The organism is Bradyrhizobium sp. SZCCHNRI1029, assembly GCF_032487555.1.
Lineage (GTDB): Bacteria > Pseudomonadota > Alphaproteobacteria > Rhizobiales > Xanthobacteraceae > Bradyrhizobium.
On the sequence record NZ_JAUEUK010000001.1, the window covers coordinates 76388 to 92272 of the forward strand.

Here is a 15885-nt window from a genome sequence, read left to right on the forward strand (position 1 = left end):
CGCCGGCGCCGCTGCTGCCAACGGGCACGGCCGCGACGACGCCAACTCCGTTGAGCTAGTCCAGCCCGCGCTCGCGACTCAGGCGCACCATCTCGTCGATGAAGATCTGCTTCTGCTTGTCGTCGAGGCTGGTGAACAGCGGTTCCGATGTGTCGGCCACCGCGCGCTGGTCGGCGGCGCGATCGACCAGGAACTGAGCCTCGTTGCGCATCTGCTCGACGATGTCGTCCGGCGGATCGCGCTTCGACCGCGCGATGCGCAGCTCGAGTCGATCCGCGCCGTTGCGGCCGAGCGCGTGCATCGCGTTGGCGAACGGACCCCAGTTCTTCGCCTGCTCTTCCGTCAGGTTCAGCCCGGTCTTCAGGCGCTCGATATTGCTATCGCTGTTGGCGACGATCTGTTCGGCCGTGAGTTGCGGGACGCCCGGCTGCGTCAGCATCGGCGTCGCCTTGGCGACCTTGCTCGTCTTCGTCGCCTTGGAAGGCTTCGCCTTCTTGCCCTCGGCCGGCGGTGCCTCGGGCTGCGCACTCTGCTGGCCGCTGTTGCCGGTGAACGCCCCGGTCACGCCGGTGACCACGCCGACGACACCGCCGATCGCGCCGCCGATCGCGCCGCCGAGCACACCGCCGACCGGGCCCGCCGCCCTGTTGCCTTCGCGCGCCCCCTGCTCGACGCCCTTGAACAGGCCCTGTGCGGCAGGCTGACGCGGCAGGCCCACAAGGCCGATGAGGCCTATTGACACTCCTATTGCGATGCACCGGAAAGACCGGCGCCAGATGCCGGGGCTCATCATCATCAGTTCAGGCTCCGTGCGCAGTCGCAGGTCGTGACGACCATGATTCCAACGAATTCTACCGTTGCCGCAACGCGCAAGTCCATCTGCCGCATGCAGTGCGATGCATCGGACGCGCCCAGCTACACTGATTCCTCTCGGCTTCCTGCTCGGCCGAGACGCGCTTTGCACTGCAACGCTCAGTACTGCGATGCAATCAGTTGCGGAACCTGCGACGAATTGTGCACGCCATTAGTTCTAGGATTCGCCTCACCGGCTTTCTCGACAGCCGCTCGCAATTCTGCTCTGATTGCATCCAAGCGAAATCCATGCGCGCATGACGCGACGCAACAACTAACAAATCGGATTCGCATCGACAGAATGCTTGGCTCACCAGGGAGGGAACGCCATGTCACGGAGGAAGCTGAACCGCCGACAATTCGTTGCTGCGACTGCTGCCACCTCGGCGGTCATGATTGCCGCGCCCTACGTGCGCGGCGCCCACGCCGCCGGCAAGCTCTCGATCGGCTTCTGGGACCATTGGGTTCCGGGCGCCAACCAGGCCTCGACCGATCTCGTCAACGAGTGGGCCGCCAAGGAGAAGGTCGAGGTCCAGATCGACTACATCACCAGCCAGGGCAAGAAGATCGAGCTGACGATCGCCGCCGAGGGCGCCGCGAAGTCCGGCCACGATCTGATCGCCATGCCGACCTGGTGGCCGCATGCGCATGCGGAACTGCTGGAGCCGGTCAACGACATCATGGGGCCGATCATCCAGGAGAACGGCGAGGTCAACGGCACCGTCAAATATCTCGGACAGTCCGGCGGCAAATGGCTCGCCGTGCCGGCCTGCGTCGGCAGTCAGATCAAGGGTCCCTGCTCCCGCAGCGATCTGATGAAGAAGCATGCGGGCATCGACGTGCAGGAGATGTATCCGGCCGGATCTCCACCGAAGGCCGACAATTGGACCACGGAGACCTTCCTGAAAGCGGCGGAGGCCTGCCATAAGGCTGGCGTGCCGTTCGGCATCGGGCTTGGCGAAACCACCGACAGCGTGGACTCCGCCGGCGCGTTCTTCCAGGCGTTCGGCGCGGATCTCGTCAACGCCAAGGGCGATGTCACGGTGAAAACGGATGCCGTGCGCCAGGCGCTCGAGTTCTACAAGCGGCTGATCGCGGCGCTGCCGCCGGATGTCGCCTCGTGGGACGACGCGTCGAACAACAAATGGCTGGTCTCGGGCAGGGGCGCGATGATCATGAATCCGCCGAGCGCCTGGGCGGTGGCCAAGCGCGACGCGCCGCAGATCGCCGAGCAGTGCTGGACCCACGGCTTCCCGGCCGGCCCCAAGGGCCGCTTCGCGCCGTTCCTGCCCTACTTCTGGAGCATCTGGTCGTTCTCCAAGAACAAGGAGGCGGCCAAGAGCCTGATCGTGCACCTGTCGAAGCCGTCATCGATCGAGAAGATGGTGGTGGCGAGCGGCGGCTACGATCTGCCGGCCTATCAGAAGCTGACGACGCTCAAGGTGTGGCAGGAGGAGGGACCGCCGAAGGGGACCCTCTATCACTATCCCAACCCCTATAATCACCAGACGCTGTCGATCGCAGCCTCCCCTGCTCCGCCCAAGATCGCGCAGCAGATCTATGCGCAGGCGACGATGACCAAGATGTGCCTGCGCTACGCTCAGGGCGAGAAGATGGAATCGACCCTCGCCTGGGCCGAAGGCGAGTGCGAGGGCTTCATGCGCAGCTGAGGCATGCTCGAAGCAACGCCGGCGGTCCGCTTCAGCAGGCGGGCCGCCCCCTTTCACCTTGTCAGTGTTTCCCATCCAGTGAGGACCCCGCTGTCGCAGGGGACATCACGAGGAGCCTTTTCTCATGGTTGATGCCGCCATCGGTGAGAACGCCGTCGCCCGCCCTCGCGCGGCCCGCCGCAATGGTCTGCACAGGGCGTTGAAGCGGAAATCGACCGCCGCTTTCCTGATGACGCTGCCGCTGATCCTGCTGATCGTGCTCCTGGTCGTCTATCCCGCCCTGTATTCGGTGCATCTGGCGACCCTGAACAAGTCGATGCAGCGCTTCGTCGGCTTCGGCAATTTCGAGTTCCTGTTCAAGCGCGACACGTTCTGGCTGGTCGTCAAGCAATCCTGCATCTTCGCGATCACGGCCGTCGTGTTCAAGGCGCTGATCGGCTTCATCGTCGCTCATTTCGTCCACAACATCCCCGCCAAGGGGCAGCGCAAATGGCGCGGCATGCTGCTGGTACCCTGGGTGATCCCGCCGGCGATGAGCACGCTGGCCTGGCTGTGGCTGTTCGACCCGTCCTACAGCGCTTTCAACTACACGCTCGCCTTCTTCGGCATCGGCCCGATCCCGTGGACCGGGGAAGCCGCCTGGGCGCGGTTCTCGGTGATCCTGGTCAACATCTGGTACGGCGCGCCGTTCTTCATGATCATGTACCTGGCCTCGCTGAAATCTGTCCCGGACCAGCTCTATGAGGCCGCGGCGATCGATGGCGCCAATTGGTGGCAGCGGATCTGGTACGTGACCCTGCCGATGATGCGCAACATCATCGCGATCACGACGCTGTTCTCTCTGATCGTGACGTTCGCCAATTTCGACATCGTCCGCATCCTCACCGCCGGCGGCCCGCTGGACAAGACGCACATCTTCGCGACCTGGGCGTTCCGCGTCGGCATCGAGGGCAGCGACATTCCGCTCGGCGCCAGCGTCTCGCTGTTCATGGTGCCGATCCTGGCGGTCGCCGCCATCTTCATCCTGCGCGACGTCAACAAGCGGGGGAACGAGTCCTGATGAGCACCGTCACGATCGACAAGGCCGGCCCGACCCGTACCGTCAAATATGGCTCGATGAGCCGCGACCGCGCCTGGGCGCTGCGCTGGTCGTATTTCTTCCTGACGCTGTTCGCGATCTTCTCGCTGGTACCGCCGCTCTACATGCTGATCACCTCGCTGAAGGGCAGCGCGGAGATCTCCGCGGCGACCAATCCGTGGTGGGTATTCCATCCGACGCTGGAGAACTATGTCGAGCTGCTCACCTCGAACCAGTTTCAGCGCTTCTTCTTCAACTCGGCCATGGTCTCGATCGTCGTGGTGATCATCACCATGCTGATCAGCATCCCCGCCGCATTCGCGCTGTCGCGGATGAAGTTCTGGGGCTCGGCGACGCTGGCGACCGGCGTATTCCTGACCTATCTGATCCCGGACAGCCTGCTGTTCATTCCGCTGTTCAAGATGTTCGCGCTGATCGGCGACGTCACTGGCATCCAGTTGATCAATCGCTGGTACGTGCTGCTGTTCATCTATCCAACCCTGACGGTGCCGTTCTGCACCTGGATCATGATCGGCTATTTCGCCTCGATCCCGAAGGAGCTCGACGAGGCCGCGATCATCGACGGCGCCTCCTGGCTGCAGACGCTGACGCGGATCTTCATTCCCGTCGCCCTGCCCGGTCTGATCGCCGCGACGATCTTCGCCTTCACCGTCTCCTGGGCGCAGTTCCTGTATCCGCTGGTGTTCACGACCTCGACCGACCAACTGGTGCTGCCGGTCGGCATCGTCACGAGCCTGATCAAGGGCGACGTCTTCAACTGGGGACAGATCATGACCGGCGCGCTGCTGGGCGCGGCGCCGCCGCTGATCATCTACGCGTTCCTGATGGACTATTACATTGCCGGGCTCACCGCCGGCGCGACCAAAGGCTGATGACGGGGGTTGATCACACATGGCTGAAGTGAGCTTGCGCAAGGTCGTGAAGCGTTATGACGACGTCGAGGCGGTCAGGGGCATCGATCTCGATATCGCCGACCACGAGTTCGTCGTGCTGGTCGGCCCGTCCGGCTGCGGCAAGTCGACGACATTGCGGATGATCGCAGGGCTCGAGGACATCTCCGACGGCGACATCACGATCGGCGGCGATGTCGTCAACGACGTGCCGCCGAAGGATCGCGACATCGCCATGGTGTTCCAGAACTACGCCCTCTACCCGCACATGACGGTGGCCGAGAACATGTCGTTCGGGCTGCGGCTGAAGCACTACCCGAAGGCCGAGATCAAGAGCCGCGTGGCGGAGGCCGCGCGCATGCTGGATATCGCCGACCTCGTCGACCGCAAGCCCAAGCAGCTTTCCGGCGGCCAGCGCCAGCGCGTCGCGATGGGCCGTGCGATCGTGCGCAATCCCAAGGTGTTCCTGTTCGACGAGCCGCTGTCCAACCTCGACGCCAAGCTGCGCGTGCAGATGCGCATCGAGATCAAGAAGGTGCACCAGAAGGTCCGCACCACGACGGTCTACGTCACCCACGACCAGGTCGAGGCGATGACCCTGGCCGATCGTGTCGTGGTCATGAACAAGGGCCGCATCGAGCAGATCGGCACGCCGAACGAGCTGTACCACAATCCGGCGACACGCTTCGTCGCCGGCTTCATCGGCTCGCCCGCAATGAACTTCGTGCCGTGCCGGCTCGAGGAGGCCAATGGCCGGCTCCACATCCGCCTCACCGACCGGATCGCCTTTCCGCTGCCGCCGGCGCGCGCCGCGCGCTATCAATCCGTGTCGCGGAACGAGCCGCTGCTGCTCGGCATCCGGCCCGAGCACATCGCCGAGACCAAGCCGCATGCGGAGCCTGGGATTGAGCCGTTCGAGGCGCTGCTCGACGTCACCGAGCCGATGGGCATGGAGACGCTTGTCTACTTCACCCTCAACGAGACGCCGGTCTGCGGGCGGGTCAACCCCAACGCCGGCGCGCGGGATGGCAGCCCTCTGCGCATGGCAATGGACCTCAACAACATGCACCTGCTAAATGAGGCTTCAGGCCTCGTCATCTGACGAGCATAAGAAGCTTCAAGGGCAGGACATGACCACCAGGACGGCAACCAACAAGAACAAGATCCTCGTCACGGAATCCTTCTCGGCCAAGGGCCGCGCGCTGCTGGCGGCGCGCGATGATGTCGAGATGATCGAGTTCCCCAACATGATCTCGGCGGTGGATTTTTCCGACCTGCTGAAGTCCCACGCGCCGGTGCACGGCGTCGCGCTCGGCGCCACGCGCTTCGGAGAGCCGGAGCTGATCGCGGCCGGCGACATGAAAGTCGTCACCCGAATCGGCGTCGGCTTCGACGCGGTCGATGTGCCCGCGCTCTCCAGGCACAAGGTGCCGCTGATGGTCGCGGGCACGGCGAACTCGCCCTCGGTTGCCGAGCAGGCGCTGTTCATGATGCTGACGCTGGCCAAGCGCGCCAACGAGATGCATGCGATGGTCAAGGACGGCACCTGGGGCGCGCGGCTCGGCGTGCTGCCGTTCGATCTCTACGGCAAGACCGTGCTGATCATCGGCTTCGGCCGCATCGGCACCCGCACCGCCAAGCGCTGCCTCGCGATGGAGATGCAGGTCCTGGTCTACGATCCCTACAAGCCCGCAGCCGACATCACCGCCGCGGGCTGCGAGCCCGTTGCCGATCTCGACACTGCGCTCCCGCGCGCCGACTTCGTCAGCATCCACTGCCCGAAGACCCCGGAGACCATCGGCCTGTTCAACGCCGCGCGTCTCAAGCTGATGAAGCCGACGGCGTATCTGATCAACACCGCGCGCGGCGGCCTGATCGACGAGGCCGCGCTCTATGACGCGCTGTCCTCGGGCCGGCTCGCCGGCGCTGGCCTCGACGTGTTCGAGCAGGAGCCGCCGCCGGTCGGCCACGCGCTGCATGCGCTGCCCAACGTGATCATGGCTCCGCACGTCGCTGGCGTGACGCGAGAGGCGGTCGACCGCATGAGCGAGCAGACGGCGCGCAACATTCTCAGCGTGCTCGATGGCGATCCGATTCGGCAGAACGTGATCAATCAGGACGTCTTGTAGTCGTCCGGCCGGTGCAATGGTCCTGTCCCGTCGGCGACGAGGCAGGACCCGCCCTCATCACGCGGATGTCAGGACCTTTCTCCACCGCTTTGGCGCCCAACTTTCAACGCATTCTTGCAACTTGGCCAAATCCAGCTACAACTGTGACTATCGGCGCCGGATTTTACGCGCGCCGGTAGGAACAGAGGCGGCCATGAGTGTTGCGACCGAGCACGCGCTCGCAACGATAGCGAGCATTCTCGATCAGCCTGAAGCGACGAGGTCGGCAGACAAGGCGGCGCCGTCGTCGAAGAAGGCTGCCGCGACTGTCGTCTCTCTCGATCAGGCCGACGGCTACACCAAGCTCGGACCTGGGCCGATTTCCGCGATCCGCTTCCGCTGGACGGCACGGCGGGGCGAGGACGGCTACTATGTCGACGAGACCGTCGGGCCGACCTCGATCGCCGTGAGCAGCGGACCGATGACCGCCGAAGCTGCCGTCAAGACGGTCGACACCCGCGCGCGAGAGGCGATCGAGCGCTTCGAGGCGCTGAAGAACGAGATGACCGGCAAGGGCCCGGTTGCGCCCAGCGAGAGGTAGCGCTCCGGCCGCCCGGACCACTCCGTCTTCGTTGCGATGTCTCCAAATCCCATGGCCGGGTTCCATCCTGGCCATTCGTATTTTGTGGACCTTGAGGCCGCCTGCCGTCCCGCTCCGGAAGGGCCTACCTCCGCGCGCCCAGATAGTCCGGCTTCGCCAGCGGCACGCCGGCGTGACGCAGGATGTCGTAGGCCGTGGTGACGTGAAAGAAGAACTGCGGCAGGCTGAACGTGAGCAGCAATGAGCGACCATCGTCGAAGCTGCGCGTCGCACCGTTGCGGAAGGTGAAGCTGACCTCCCGCTTCGCGCCCTCCTCGATCGCCGCAGGTGGCACGCTGCGCACATCGTCGATCGCGGTTGCAATCCGCGCCTTCAACCCGGCCATATCCGTGTCGCTGTCGGCAACGGTCGGCTGCGCGCGGCCGGCGAGCAGCGCGCAAGCAATGGTGGCGTGGCGGTTGGCTTCGCAGACCTGCCGGATCAGGTTGTACATGTCGGGCGCGAGCCGGGCCTGCAGCAGGTCGGCGGGATCGATGCGGCGCGCCTCGGCAAAGGCAGCGGCCTTGTCGAGCACCCCCGAGAGGTTGTGAAGATAAGGCACGAACACCTCGACCGACGCCTGCACCAAGGAAATGCTCATCAACCAACCTTCCTGCTTGCCCCTCGTCGCGCGTGGCGACCTCCGCTATGAATAGCGCGGCCACATCATGCGAGGTGATTCAATATGGGATTTTTCAACCGGACCGTCGCCGCCGTGACCGCAGCCGTGCTGGCCTGCGGTCTCGCCACTGCCGCACTCGCCGACCAGCCCTCGCGCCTCGACGAGATCGTGCAGCGCGGCAGCTTACGGGTCGGAATGACCGGCGACTACAAGCCCTTCACCTATCTTGACAAGGCGACCGGAAAATTCTCCGGCTTCGACGTCGACATGGCCGAGTCGCTCGGCAAGGCGCTCGGCGTCAAGGTCGAGTTCGTGCCGACGAGCTGGCCGCAGCTCATGAAGGATTTCGAGGCCGACAAGTTCGATGTCGCGATGGGCGGCGTATCGATCACGCTCGACCGCCAGAAGAAGGGCTTGTTCTCGACGCCGATCATGCGCGAGGGCAAGACCCCGATCGCGCGCTGCACCGACACCTCGAAGTACCAGACGCTGTCCGACATCGACAAGCCCGGCACCCGGGTCGTGGTCAATCCGGGCGGCACCAACGAGCGCTTCGCCCGCGCCAACATCAAGTCAGCCGACATCCGCGTCCACCCCGACAACGTCACCATCTTCGACGAGATCGCCAAGGGCGACGCCGACCTGATGATGACCGACGCCTCCGAGACGCGCTATCAGCAGAAGCTGCATCCCGGCGTGCTCTGCGCCGTGCACCCGGAGAAGCCGTTCGATTTCTCCGAGAAAGCCTACTGGCTGCAGCGCGACGTGGCGCTGAAGGCGTTCGTGGACCAATGGCTGCACATCTCGACGGAGAACGGCAGCTACCAGGCGATCTACAAGAATTGGTTCGATTGAGGCCGGCGTGCCGCGCAGACGGCAGGTGCTGACTGTCTGCCGTCTTTCCTACCAAAGTCAGACAAATCAAGCTGCATGAATGAGGTCCCGGCTCGGAGGCCGGGACGACAGCGGAGTGTGGTGTTGGAGCTCGCCTCACCGCGACGCTGCGGGGGATGGTGAAACCGCCCTCAGCCGTTGCGATACGTGTAGCTGTAGCCGTTGATCGCCGGGGCGCCGCCGAGATGCGCATAGAGCACCTTCGACCCTTCCGGGAAGTAGCCCTTCTTGACGAGGTCGATCATGCCCTGCATCGACTTGCCCTCATAGACCGGGTCGGTGATCATCGCCTCGTTGCGGGCGGCCAGGCGAATGGCCTCGTTGGTCTCGGCGCTCGGCACGCCATAGGCCGGATAGGCGTAGTCGTTGAGGATCACGATCTCGTCGTCGCGGACCTTGCGGCCGAGCTCGACGAGCTCAGCGGTGTTGTCGACGATCTGCCGCACCTGGCTGCGGGTCTGCTGCGGCGTGCCGGAGGCGTCAATGCCGATGACGCGGTCGGCGCGGCCGTCGGCAGCGAAGCCGACGATCATGCCGGCCTGGGTCGAGCCGGTGACGACGCAGACGATGATGTAGTCGAACTTGATGCCCATCTCGGCTTCCTGCGCCCTCACCTCCTCGGCGAAGCCGACATAGCCGAGACCGCCGAACTTGTGCACGGAGGCGCCGGCCGGAATGCCGTAGGGCTTGCCGCCGGCATCCTTGACCGACTGGATCGCATCTTCCCAGCTCTTGCGGATGCCGATGTCGAAACCGTCCTCGACGATGCGGCTGTCGGCGCCCATCAGGCGCGTCATCAGGATGTTGCCGACCCGGTCATAGACGGCGTCCTCGTGCGGCACCCAGCTCTCCTGCACGACGACGCACTTCATGCCGATCTTGGCCGCGGTCGCCGCCACCATGCGGGTATGGTTCGACTGCACGCCGCCGATCGAGACCAGGGTGTCGGCATTCGATTCGATCGCATCGGGCACGATGTATTCGAGCTTGCGCAGCTTGTTGCCGCCCATCGCGAGACCGGAATTGCAGTCGTCGCGCTTGGCATAGATCTGCACCTTGCCGCCGAGCGCCGCGGTCAGCCGCGGCAGATGCTCGATCGGGGTGGCACCGAAGGTGAGCGGATACTTCTTGAACTTGTCGAGCCGAAGCACGGGTCTCTCCGTGGGTGGATGAAAGGGCCGGCCGAAACATACGAAAAAGGCGGAGAAAGGTGCTCTCTTTATTGGCCTGCGTTTTTGTGCTCACGTCCGCAAGAATTGATACCGGCAAGAGATATGTCCGCACATGACGGAAAAAATGAGAGAATCTTCCACCGCTGATCTCGACCGGGTCGATCGGCGCATCCTGCAACTGCTGCAGAAGGACGGCCGGATGAGCAATGCCGAGCTTGCCGCCACCGTTCATGTCAGTCCGGCCACCTGCCATCGCCGCACCCAGCGCCTGTTCGAGGAGGGCTACATCAAGGGCGTGCGCGCCCAGATCGCGCCGGAGAAGGTCGAGCGCAGCGCGCTGGTGCTGGTCGGCGTCGTGCTCGATCGCTCGACGCCGGAGAGCTTTCGCACCTTCGAGGCGGCGATCCGCAAACTGAAATTCGTGCTCGATTGCCATCTCGTCGCCGGCGATTTCGACTTCTTCCTGAAGATCCGCGTTCGCGACATGCACGACTTCAACCGGATGCATGGCGACCAGCTGATCTCGCTGCCGGGCGTGCGGCAGACGCGCACGTTTTTCGTGATGAAGGAGGTGGTCGACAATGCGCCGCTCGATTTCTGAGCAGGCCGGGCATTGAACCGGTGGCGCCGCATCGGCGACTTACCAGCGCGTGAGCTCGCTCACATCAGCAACCGACATCGCGGAGACACGGATGAAGAGGCTGTTGGCCGTCGCGGCTTTGGTTCTGGCCAGCAGTGCCGCCGAGGCGCAATACGTCATCGAGTATGGCGGCAAGACGATCCGCATCGATCCCGACCGCGGCACCGTGCAGATCCCCGGCGTCTACGACAATACCGAGCAGAAGAAGACCAAGCGCACCAAGCGCGACCAGGACAATGCGACCAAGCCGCCTCCGGCGCCCACCGAGGCGGCGGTCACGCCGGCCCCGCCCGCGCAGGCTCCGGCTACGACCGCGCCCCCTGCTCCCGTCCCTGCGGCGCCCGCTCCGACGGCAGCCGCACCAGCGAGCCCGCCGGCGGCGCCTCCTCCCGTCCAGGCGGCCGCGCCACCGGCGCCGCTGCCGCCACCTCCGGTGGCCCCAGCCGCCAACGCCACGGCACCGGTTGCGCCGCCAGCCGCTGCAACGGCCGCTGCGGCTCCTGCTGCCGCGCCGGCTCCCGCCGCCGCGCCGCCGCCACCGCGGCCAGCCCAGACGCCTGCCGTGACCACGGCAGCTGCGCCGCCCGCCGCGGCGCAGACCGCCGGTCGCGATCCCAGCTCGCCGGTCGGCATCTGGTTGACCGAGGAGAAGGAGGGCCAGATTCGCATCGAGCCCTGCGGCACCAATCTCTGCGGCTACGCCGTGGATGCGAAGACCAAGCAGAACGGCGAGCAGATCCTGATCAACATGCGGCCGAGCGACAAGGCCCAGGAGAAGAAGTGGACCGGCCGCATCTTCGATCCGAACAGCGGCAGCACCTACGATTCGACGATCGCGCTGAAGGGGTCGGACAGTCTGCGCGTGCAGGGCTGCGCCTTCGGCGGCATGTTCTGCGGCGGCCAGACCTGGACGCGGGTGAACTGAGCCCGGCGCGCGACGCGCCTCCAAACGCAAAGCGCGCGGCCCTGCGACCGCGCGCTCGCACCGTTCTCAGTGATGTATCAGCCGACCGGGGTGGCGTATTCCTCGTCGGTGACGTGCTCCATCCAGGTCACGTGCTCGCCATTGAGCGATTCATGCATGGCGACGTGGACCATGCCGGTGGTCGGCGCGGCGCCATGCCAATGCTTCTCGCCCGGCGGGATCCAGACGACGTCGCCGGCCTTGATTTCGCGCACCGGCCCGCCCTTGGCCTGCACCCGGCCGACGCCCTGGATGACATAGAGCGTCTGTCCGAGCGGATGAGTATGCCAGGCCGTGCGCGCGCCCGGCTCGAACGCGACGCGCGCCGAGGCGACGCGGGCTGGAGCCTGCGGCGTGATGATCGGGTCCTGCCAGACCGTGCCCGTAAAGCTTTCCGCAGCTGCGCGGCGCGTGGGACGCGAGCCCGCGAGATAAACATCGACCATTGTTCTGCCTTTCCTGAAGCTGTGTCGTTGATCAATCGGCGCCGTGAACTACTTCTTCGACGCGGCGTAGCGCGCCTTGGTCTCGGCGTTCATCGGATAGAGACCCGGCAGCACCGCGCCCTTGTTCACCTCATCGACGATCCAGGCTTCCATGCGCTCCTGCTCGGGACCTTCCGCGAGCACGTGATCGAGCATCGCCTGCGGGATCAGCACGGCGCCATCCTGGTCGGCGACGATGACGTCGTTCGGAAACACGGCAACACCGCCGCAGCCGATCGCCTCGCCCCAGCCGACGAAGGTGAGCCCTGCGACCGACGGCGGCGCGGCGTAGCCATCACACCATACGGGAAGGCCGGTGCCGAGCACGCCTTCGAGGTCGCGCACGACACCGTCGGTGATCAGCGCGGTGACGCCGCGCTTGACCATGCGGGCGCACAGAATGTCGCCGAAGATGCCGGCGTCCTTGACGCCCATCGCATCGACCACGGCGATGCAGCCTTCGGGCATGGCCTCGATCGCGGTGCGGGTCGAGATCGGCGACGACCAGGATTCCGGGGTCGCCAGATCCTCGCGCGCCGGCACGAAGCGCAGCGTGAAAGCGGGACCGACCAGCCGCTTCTGTCCCGGGCGCAGCGGCTTGGCGCCGCGCAGCCAGACATTGCGCAACCCCTTCTTCAGCAGGACCGTCGTGATGGTCGCGGTGGTGACTTGAGACAGGGTGGCGATGGCTTCGGGAGTGAGGGACATCTTGAGACTGGTGCTCCAAACGGGCTGGCAGAAAAAGTAGGCGCATCTTGCGAGCGACGAAGGCGGCGTCAAGGGCGTGCGCGGTGCGTCCGGCGCATGCGGGGCTTGCGTGCACCCGATAAGGCCTCCTTATCGCAAGACATCCGATTAATTTATTGAATTTTCGAGACTTTTTGCCTTGGACCCAATTCCACTGGCGCCTGAAAACAGCTAGATGAGGAACACCAACGCGGATCACTTCGGACTCATGGCCGACCCTTTTCCACCTCCTCGCCTGCTGCCCAGCGGCGACAGCGCCGTCACCGTCGAGTTCAGCCGGACGATCGACGAGACCGCCAACCGCCGCGTCCTGGCGCTCGACCATGCGGTGGCAGCGGCCGGGATCGAGGGCATCACGGAGACGGTGCCGACCTATCGCTCGCTGCTGGTGCACTATGATGCAGGTGTGATCGACCACGACACCCTTGGAGCAAAGCTGCTGGCGCTGTCGGCCGGGTCGCTCGCGCCGGAAAGTGAGGTCAGGCGCTGGCGGGTTCCCGTCTGCTATGGCGGAGAGAATGGCATCGACCTCGAGGATGTCGCCAAGGCGTTGAGCCTCACGCCGGACGAAGTCGTCGCACGCCATATCGCCAGCACTTATCGCGTCGCAATGATCGGCTTCACGCCGGGCTGGTCCTATTTGTCCGGTCTCGATCCCACGCTGCAGATGTCGCGCCGCCAGAATCCGCGGCTCTGGACACCGGCCGGCATCATCGCCATCGGCGGCATCCAGACCGGCATCCAATGCCTTGCCGGGCCGTGCGGCTGGCACCTGCTTGGCCGCACCGCGATGCGGACATTTCAACTGCATCGCGAGCCGACCTTTCTGCTCGAGCCCGGCGACGAGGTCAGCTTCTATGCCGTTGACGTCAAGACCTTCGCGGAGCAGGAGCGCGCCGCCGAGGGCGGCGTGCTCATCGCCGAGCGGATCGCCGCATGAGCACGCTGGTCGTCTCACAGATCGGCCCGGCAAGCTCGGTCCAGGATGGCGGGCGTTTCGGCGCGCAGCGCTACGGGCTGACGCCGTCCGGCGCGATGGACAAGCTGGCGCTGGCGGCAGCCAACAGCCTCGTCGGCAATGCGCTGATGGCGGCTGCGATCGAGATCGGCCCGTTCGGCGCGACGTTCGCGGCGAAGGGCGGCGCGGTGCGCGTGGCGCTCGCCGGCGCGCAACGGCTGGCGGATGTCGCCAAGCGGCAGGTCGAGATCAACACGTCGGTGACGCTGAACGACGGGGAGCAGCTCACGCTCGGCTTTGCGCGCGGCGGCTCGTTCACCTATCTCGCCATCGCCGGTGGCATCGCCGGCGAACCGATGTTCAACAGTCTCTCGGTGAATGCGCGCGCCGGGCTCGGCAGCCCCTACCCCCGCCCGCTTCAGGCCGGCGACGTGTTCGAAGTCGCGCCCGCCGGCGATGCGCCGGAACTGCGGATCGATCTGCCGAAAGCCGGCGGCGCGATTCGTGTCGTCATGGGACCGCAGGACGACGAGTTCAGCGACGAGATGAAAGCGCTATTCCTCGGCAGCGACTGGATGGTCTCGGCGACCAGCGACCGCATGGGCTATCGCCTCGAGGGGCCGCAGATGCGCCACCTGCACGGTCACAATATCGTCTCGGACGGCACCGTGGACGGCAGCATCCAGGTGCCCGGCAACGGTTCGCCGATCGTGCTGATGTCGGACCGCGGCACCAGCGGCGGCTATCCGAAGATCGCGACCGTCATCACGGCCGATTTCGGCCGCCTGGCGCAGACGCCGGCCGGCACGCCATTCCGCTTCAAGGCCGTGAGCATGGCCGAGGCGCAGGCCGAACTGCGTCGTTACAAGGATCTGCTGCGCAGCTTGCCCGGCCGCGTCACCGAGCTTGCGAGCAGCGACTTCAACGTCGATGCGCTGTTCACGGCCAATGTGGCCGGTCATGCCGTCAGCGCAACCGACGCCACCACCTGGCCCGGAGTCACTCCCGATTAGTTTGATCACATCTCACGTTGCTTCGGACCCATCAACGAGCGGACCCTGACATGACCAGCACCGTCGATCTGAACTGCGACCTCGGAGAGAGTTTTGGCCCGTGGGAAATGGGCAATGACGCCGCCATGATCGAGCTGGCGACATCGGTCAACGTCGCCTGCGGCTTTCATGCCGGTGACGCTGACATCATGCGGCGGACGGTCGAGATGGCGAAGGCCAAAGGCGTCAGCGTCGGCGCGCATCCCGGCTATCGCGATCTGCATGGTTTCGGTCGGCGTCCGATGCCGGGGCTGAAATCATCGGAGATCGAGAACCTCGTCGCCTATCAGATCGGCGCCCTGCAGGCGATCGCCACCGCGGCCGGTCACAAGGTCACGCATGTGAAGGCACACGGCGCGCTGTCCAATGTCGCCTGCGAGGACGACATGACGGCGAACGCCATCGCCAAGGCGATCAAGGCCGTCGATCCGAGCCTGATCTTCGTCGTGCTCGCCAACTCCAAGCTGGTGACCGCTGGCGAGAAGGCCAATCTGAGGATGGCTCACGAGGTGTTTGCCGATCGCGCCTATGGCGACGATGGACTCCTGGTGTCGCGCAGCAAGCCCGGCGCCGTGCTGCACGATCCCAAGGTCATCGCCGATCGTGTGGTGCGCATGGTTCAGGACGGCGCGGTGATTTCGGTGACTGGCAAGGTGATGAAGATGCGGACCGACACCGTCTGCATCCATGGCGACACCGCCGGCGCGGTCGAGATTGCGCGGGAGGTCCGCAAGGCGCTCGACGCGGCCGCCATCACGGTCGCGCCGTTCAAGAGGTGATGAGAATCAGAACGGATGCGTGAAAGACGTGCCCAGGGTGATCGCGGCAATCAGCGCCATCGCGCTGTAGAAGGCAACCAGCGCGACGGTTGCGCCGCGTTCGCGAATGGCGCGGGCCTGGGGCATCTGTCGCAGGGGCGTCGATATCGTGCGCATGGCCGGTCTCCTGAAGTTCCGGCCATGAGAAAAGCGTTCCCGCGGCCGGGTGCAAGGCAACCGGCGAAATAACGACAAGCCCCCTGTTTCGGGTCCGCTTGGAACCAAAAAATTCTCGGCCGATGTTGCGACCGAGAATATTCTCCGCCGGTTCCAG

18 protein-coding genes are annotated in these 15885 nt (G+C 65.2%); 12 read left to right on the forward strand and 6 right to left on the reverse strand.

Annotation, left to right across the window (positions count from 1 at the left end; genetic code table 11):
* Positions 1-55: 55 nt before the first annotated feature.
* Positions 56-712, reverse strand: a complete 657-nt coding sequence (locus QW861_RS00290; RefSeq protein ID WP_315751753.1) for a Spy/CpxP family protein refolding chaperone — start codon at positions 710-712, stop codon at positions 56-58.
* A gap of 469 nt (positions 713-1181) precedes the next feature.
* On the opposite strand from QW861_RS00290, the gene QW861_RS00295 reads away from it, so the two are divergent.
* The 6 genes from QW861_RS00295 (at position 1182) to QW861_RS00320 (ending at position 7220) form a co-directional block, all read left to right on the forward strand.
* Positions 1182-2522, forward strand: a complete 1341-nt coding sequence (locus tag QW861_RS00295; RefSeq protein WP_315751575.1) for an ABC transporter substrate-binding protein — start codon at positions 1182-1184, stop codon at positions 2520-2522.
* A gap of 124 nt (positions 2523-2646) precedes the next feature.
* Positions 2647-3582 carry a sugar ABC transporter permease gene (locus QW861_RS00300; RefSeq protein ID WP_315751576.1) on the forward strand — a complete coding sequence of 312 codons (936 nt, stop codon included), beginning with the start codon at positions 2647-2649 and terminating at the stop codon, positions 3580-3582.
* Positions 3582-4493 (forward strand): carbohydrate ABC transporter permease, encoded by a 912-nt coding sequence (locus tag QW861_RS00305; RefSeq protein ID WP_315711960.1) that lies wholly within the window; start codon positions 3582-3584, stop codon positions 4491-4493. The genes QW861_RS00300 and QW861_RS00305 overlap by 1 nt, the downstream gene beginning before the upstream one ends.
* 19 nt (positions 4494-4512) lie before the next feature.
* The gene (locus QW861_RS00310) at positions 4513-5613 is read left to right on the forward strand and encodes a sn-glycerol-3-phosphate ABC transporter ATP-binding protein UgpC (RefSeq protein ID WP_315711961.1); all 1101 of its coding nucleotides are present in this window, start codon (positions 4513-4515) and stop codon (positions 5611-5613) included.
* A 28-nt stretch (positions 5614-5641) separates the two neighbouring features.
* Positions 5642-6640 carry a hydroxyacid dehydrogenase gene (locus QW861_RS00315; protein WP_315751577.1) on the forward strand — a complete coding sequence of 333 codons (999 nt, stop codon included), beginning with the start codon at positions 5642-5644 and terminating at the stop codon, positions 6638-6640.
* A 193-nt stretch (positions 6641-6833) separates the two neighbouring features.
* Entirely contained in the window at positions 6834-7220 is a 387-nt protein-coding gene (locus QW861_RS00320) for a hypothetical protein (RefSeq protein ID WP_315711965.1), read from the forward strand.
* A gap of 124 nt (positions 7221-7344) precedes the next feature.
* Here the strand turns inward: QW861_RS00320 and QW861_RS00325 are convergent, their stop codons facing one another.
* Positions 7345-7860, reverse strand: a complete 516-nt coding sequence (locus tag QW861_RS00325) for a DUF1993 domain-containing protein (protein ID WP_315751578.1) — start codon at positions 7858-7860, stop codon at positions 7345-7347.
* Positions 7861-7944: 84 nt separating this feature from the next.
* Between QW861_RS00325 and QW861_RS00330 the strand changes: the two genes are divergently transcribed.
* Entirely contained in the window at positions 7945-8736 is a 792-nt protein-coding gene (locus tag QW861_RS00330) for a transporter substrate-binding domain-containing protein (RefSeq protein ID WP_315751579.1), read from the forward strand.
* Between the two features lie 170 nt (positions 8737-8906).
* On the opposite strand, the gene QW861_RS00335 is transcribed toward QW861_RS00330, so the two are convergent.
* Complete coding sequence (locus tag QW861_RS00335; protein WP_316192564.1) at positions 8907-9926, reverse strand: 1-aminocyclopropane-1-carboxylate deaminase; 1020 nt, start codon at positions 9924-9926, stop codon at positions 8907-8909.
* Positions 9927-10071: 145 nt separating this feature from the next.
* Here QW861_RS00335 and QW861_RS00340 point away from each other — a divergent pair, with 145 nt between their 5' ends.
* The gene (locus tag QW861_RS00340; RefSeq protein ID WP_315711971.1) at positions 10072-10548 is read left to right on the forward strand and encodes an Lrp/AsnC family transcriptional regulator; all 477 of its coding nucleotides are present in this window, start codon (positions 10072-10074) and stop codon (positions 10546-10548) included.
* A gap of 91 nt (positions 10549-10639) precedes the next feature.
* Positions 10640-11512 carry a DUF2147 domain-containing protein gene (locus QW861_RS00345; protein WP_315751580.1) on the forward strand — a complete coding sequence of 291 codons (873 nt, stop codon included), beginning with the start codon at positions 10640-10642 and terminating at the stop codon, positions 11510-11512.
* Between the two features lie 77 nt (positions 11513-11589).
* Here the strand turns inward: QW861_RS00345 and QW861_RS00350 are convergent, their stop codons facing one another.
* Together QW861_RS00350 and QW861_RS00355 are read right to left on the reverse strand one after the other, a co-directional pair.
* A complete protein-coding gene (locus tag QW861_RS00350) occupies positions 11590-11997 on the reverse strand; it encodes a cupin domain-containing protein (protein ID WP_008965351.1) in 408 nt (135 codons plus the stop codon).
* A gap of 48 nt (positions 11998-12045) precedes the next feature.
* On the reverse strand, positions 12046-12744 hold the full coding sequence (locus QW861_RS00355; protein ID WP_257164758.1) for a ribonuclease activity regulator RraA: 699 nt from the start codon (positions 12742-12744) through the stop codon (positions 12046-12048).
* 247 nt (positions 12745-12991) lie between these two features.
* On the opposite strand from QW861_RS00355, the gene pxpB reads away from it, so the two are divergent.
* From pxpB to QW861_RS00370, 3 genes are read left to right on the forward strand one after another with little or no spacing between them, the layout of a single operon-like run.
* Entirely contained in the window at positions 12992-13723 is a 732-nt protein-coding gene (gene pxpB / locus QW861_RS00360; RefSeq protein ID WP_315751581.1) for a 5-oxoprolinase subunit PxpB, read from the forward strand.
* Positions 13720-14754, forward strand: coding sequence for a biotin-dependent carboxyltransferase family protein (locus QW861_RS00365; RefSeq protein WP_315751582.1), 1035 nt, complete (start codon positions 13720-13722; stop codon positions 14752-14754). The genes pxpB and QW861_RS00365 overlap by 4 nt, the downstream gene beginning before the upstream one ends.
* Before the next feature lie 50 nt (positions 14755-14804).
* Positions 14805-15572: a 5-oxoprolinase subunit PxpA gene (locus QW861_RS00370; protein ID WP_315711978.1), complete on the forward strand. Its 768-nt coding sequence runs from the start codon at positions 14805-14807 to the stop codon at positions 15570-15572.
* A gap of 6 nt (positions 15573-15578) precedes the next feature.
* Here QW861_RS00370 and QW861_RS00375 read toward each other — a convergent pair whose 3' ends face one another.
* Entirely contained in the window at positions 15579-15728 is a 150-nt protein-coding gene (locus tag QW861_RS00375) for a hypothetical protein (protein ID WP_315711980.1), read from the reverse strand.
* Between the last annotated feature and the right edge of the window lie 157 nt (positions 15729-15885).

Bases quoted from the DNA above. Each gene is read 5' to 3' on its own strand.
- QW861_RS00295 (WP_315751575.1), top strand. From the start codon at position 1,182: ATGTCACGGAGGAAGCTGAACCGCCGACAATTCGTTGCTGCGACTGCT.
- QW861_RS00300 (WP_315751576.1), top strand. From the start codon at position 2,647: ATGGTTGATGCCGCCATCGGTGAGAACGCCGTCGCCCGCCCTCGCGCG.
- QW861_RS00305 (WP_315711960.1), top strand. From the start codon at position 3,582: ATGAGCACCGTCACGATCGACAAGGCCGGCCCGACCCGTACCGTCAAA.
- QW861_RS00310 (WP_315711961.1), top strand. From the start codon at position 4,513: ATGGCTGAAGTGAGCTTGCGCAAGGTCGTGAAGCGTTATGACGACGTC.
- QW861_RS00315 (WP_315751577.1), top strand. From the start codon at position 5,642: ATGACCACCAGGACGGCAACCAACAAGAACAAGATCCTCGTCACGGAA.
- QW861_RS00320 (WP_315711965.1), top strand. From the start codon at position 6,834: ATGAGTGTTGCGACCGAGCACGCGCTCGCAACGATAGCGAGCATTCTC.
- QW861_RS00325 (WP_315751578.1), bottom strand. From the start codon at position 7,860: ATGAGCATTTCCTTGGTGCAGGCGTCGGTCGAGGTGTTCGTGCCTTAT.
- QW861_RS00330 (WP_315751579.1), top strand. From the start codon at position 7,945: ATGGGATTTTTCAACCGGACCGTCGCCGCCGTGACCGCAGCCGTGCTG.
- QW861_RS00340 (WP_315711971.1), top strand. From the start codon at position 10,072: ATGAGAGAATCTTCCACCGCTGATCTCGACCGGGTCGATCGGCGCATC.
- QW861_RS00345 (WP_315751580.1), top strand. From the start codon at position 10,640: ATGAAGAGGCTGTTGGCCGTCGCGGCTTTGGTTCTGGCCAGCAGTGCC.
- QW861_RS00350 (WP_008965351.1), bottom strand. From the start codon at position 11,997: ATGGTCGATGTTTATCTCGCGGGCTCGCGTCCCACGCGCCGCGCAGCT.
- QW861_RS00355 (WP_257164758.1), bottom strand. From the start codon at position 12,744: ATGTCCCTCACTCCCGAAGCCATCGCCACCCTGTCTCAAGTCACCACC.
- pxpB (WP_315751581.1), top strand. From the start codon at position 12,992: ATGGCCGACCCTTTTCCACCTCCTCGCCTGCTGCCCAGCGGCGACAGC.
- QW861_RS00365 (WP_315751582.1), top strand. From the start codon at position 13,720: ATGAGCACGCTGGTCGTCTCACAGATCGGCCCGGCAAGCTCGGTCCAG.
- QW861_RS00370 (WP_315711978.1), top strand. From the start codon at position 14,805: ATGACCAGCACCGTCGATCTGAACTGCGACCTCGGAGAGAGTTTTGGC.
- QW861_RS00375 (WP_315711980.1), bottom strand. From the start codon at position 15,728: ATGCGCACGATATCGACGCCCCTGCGACAGATGCCCCAGGCCCGCGCC.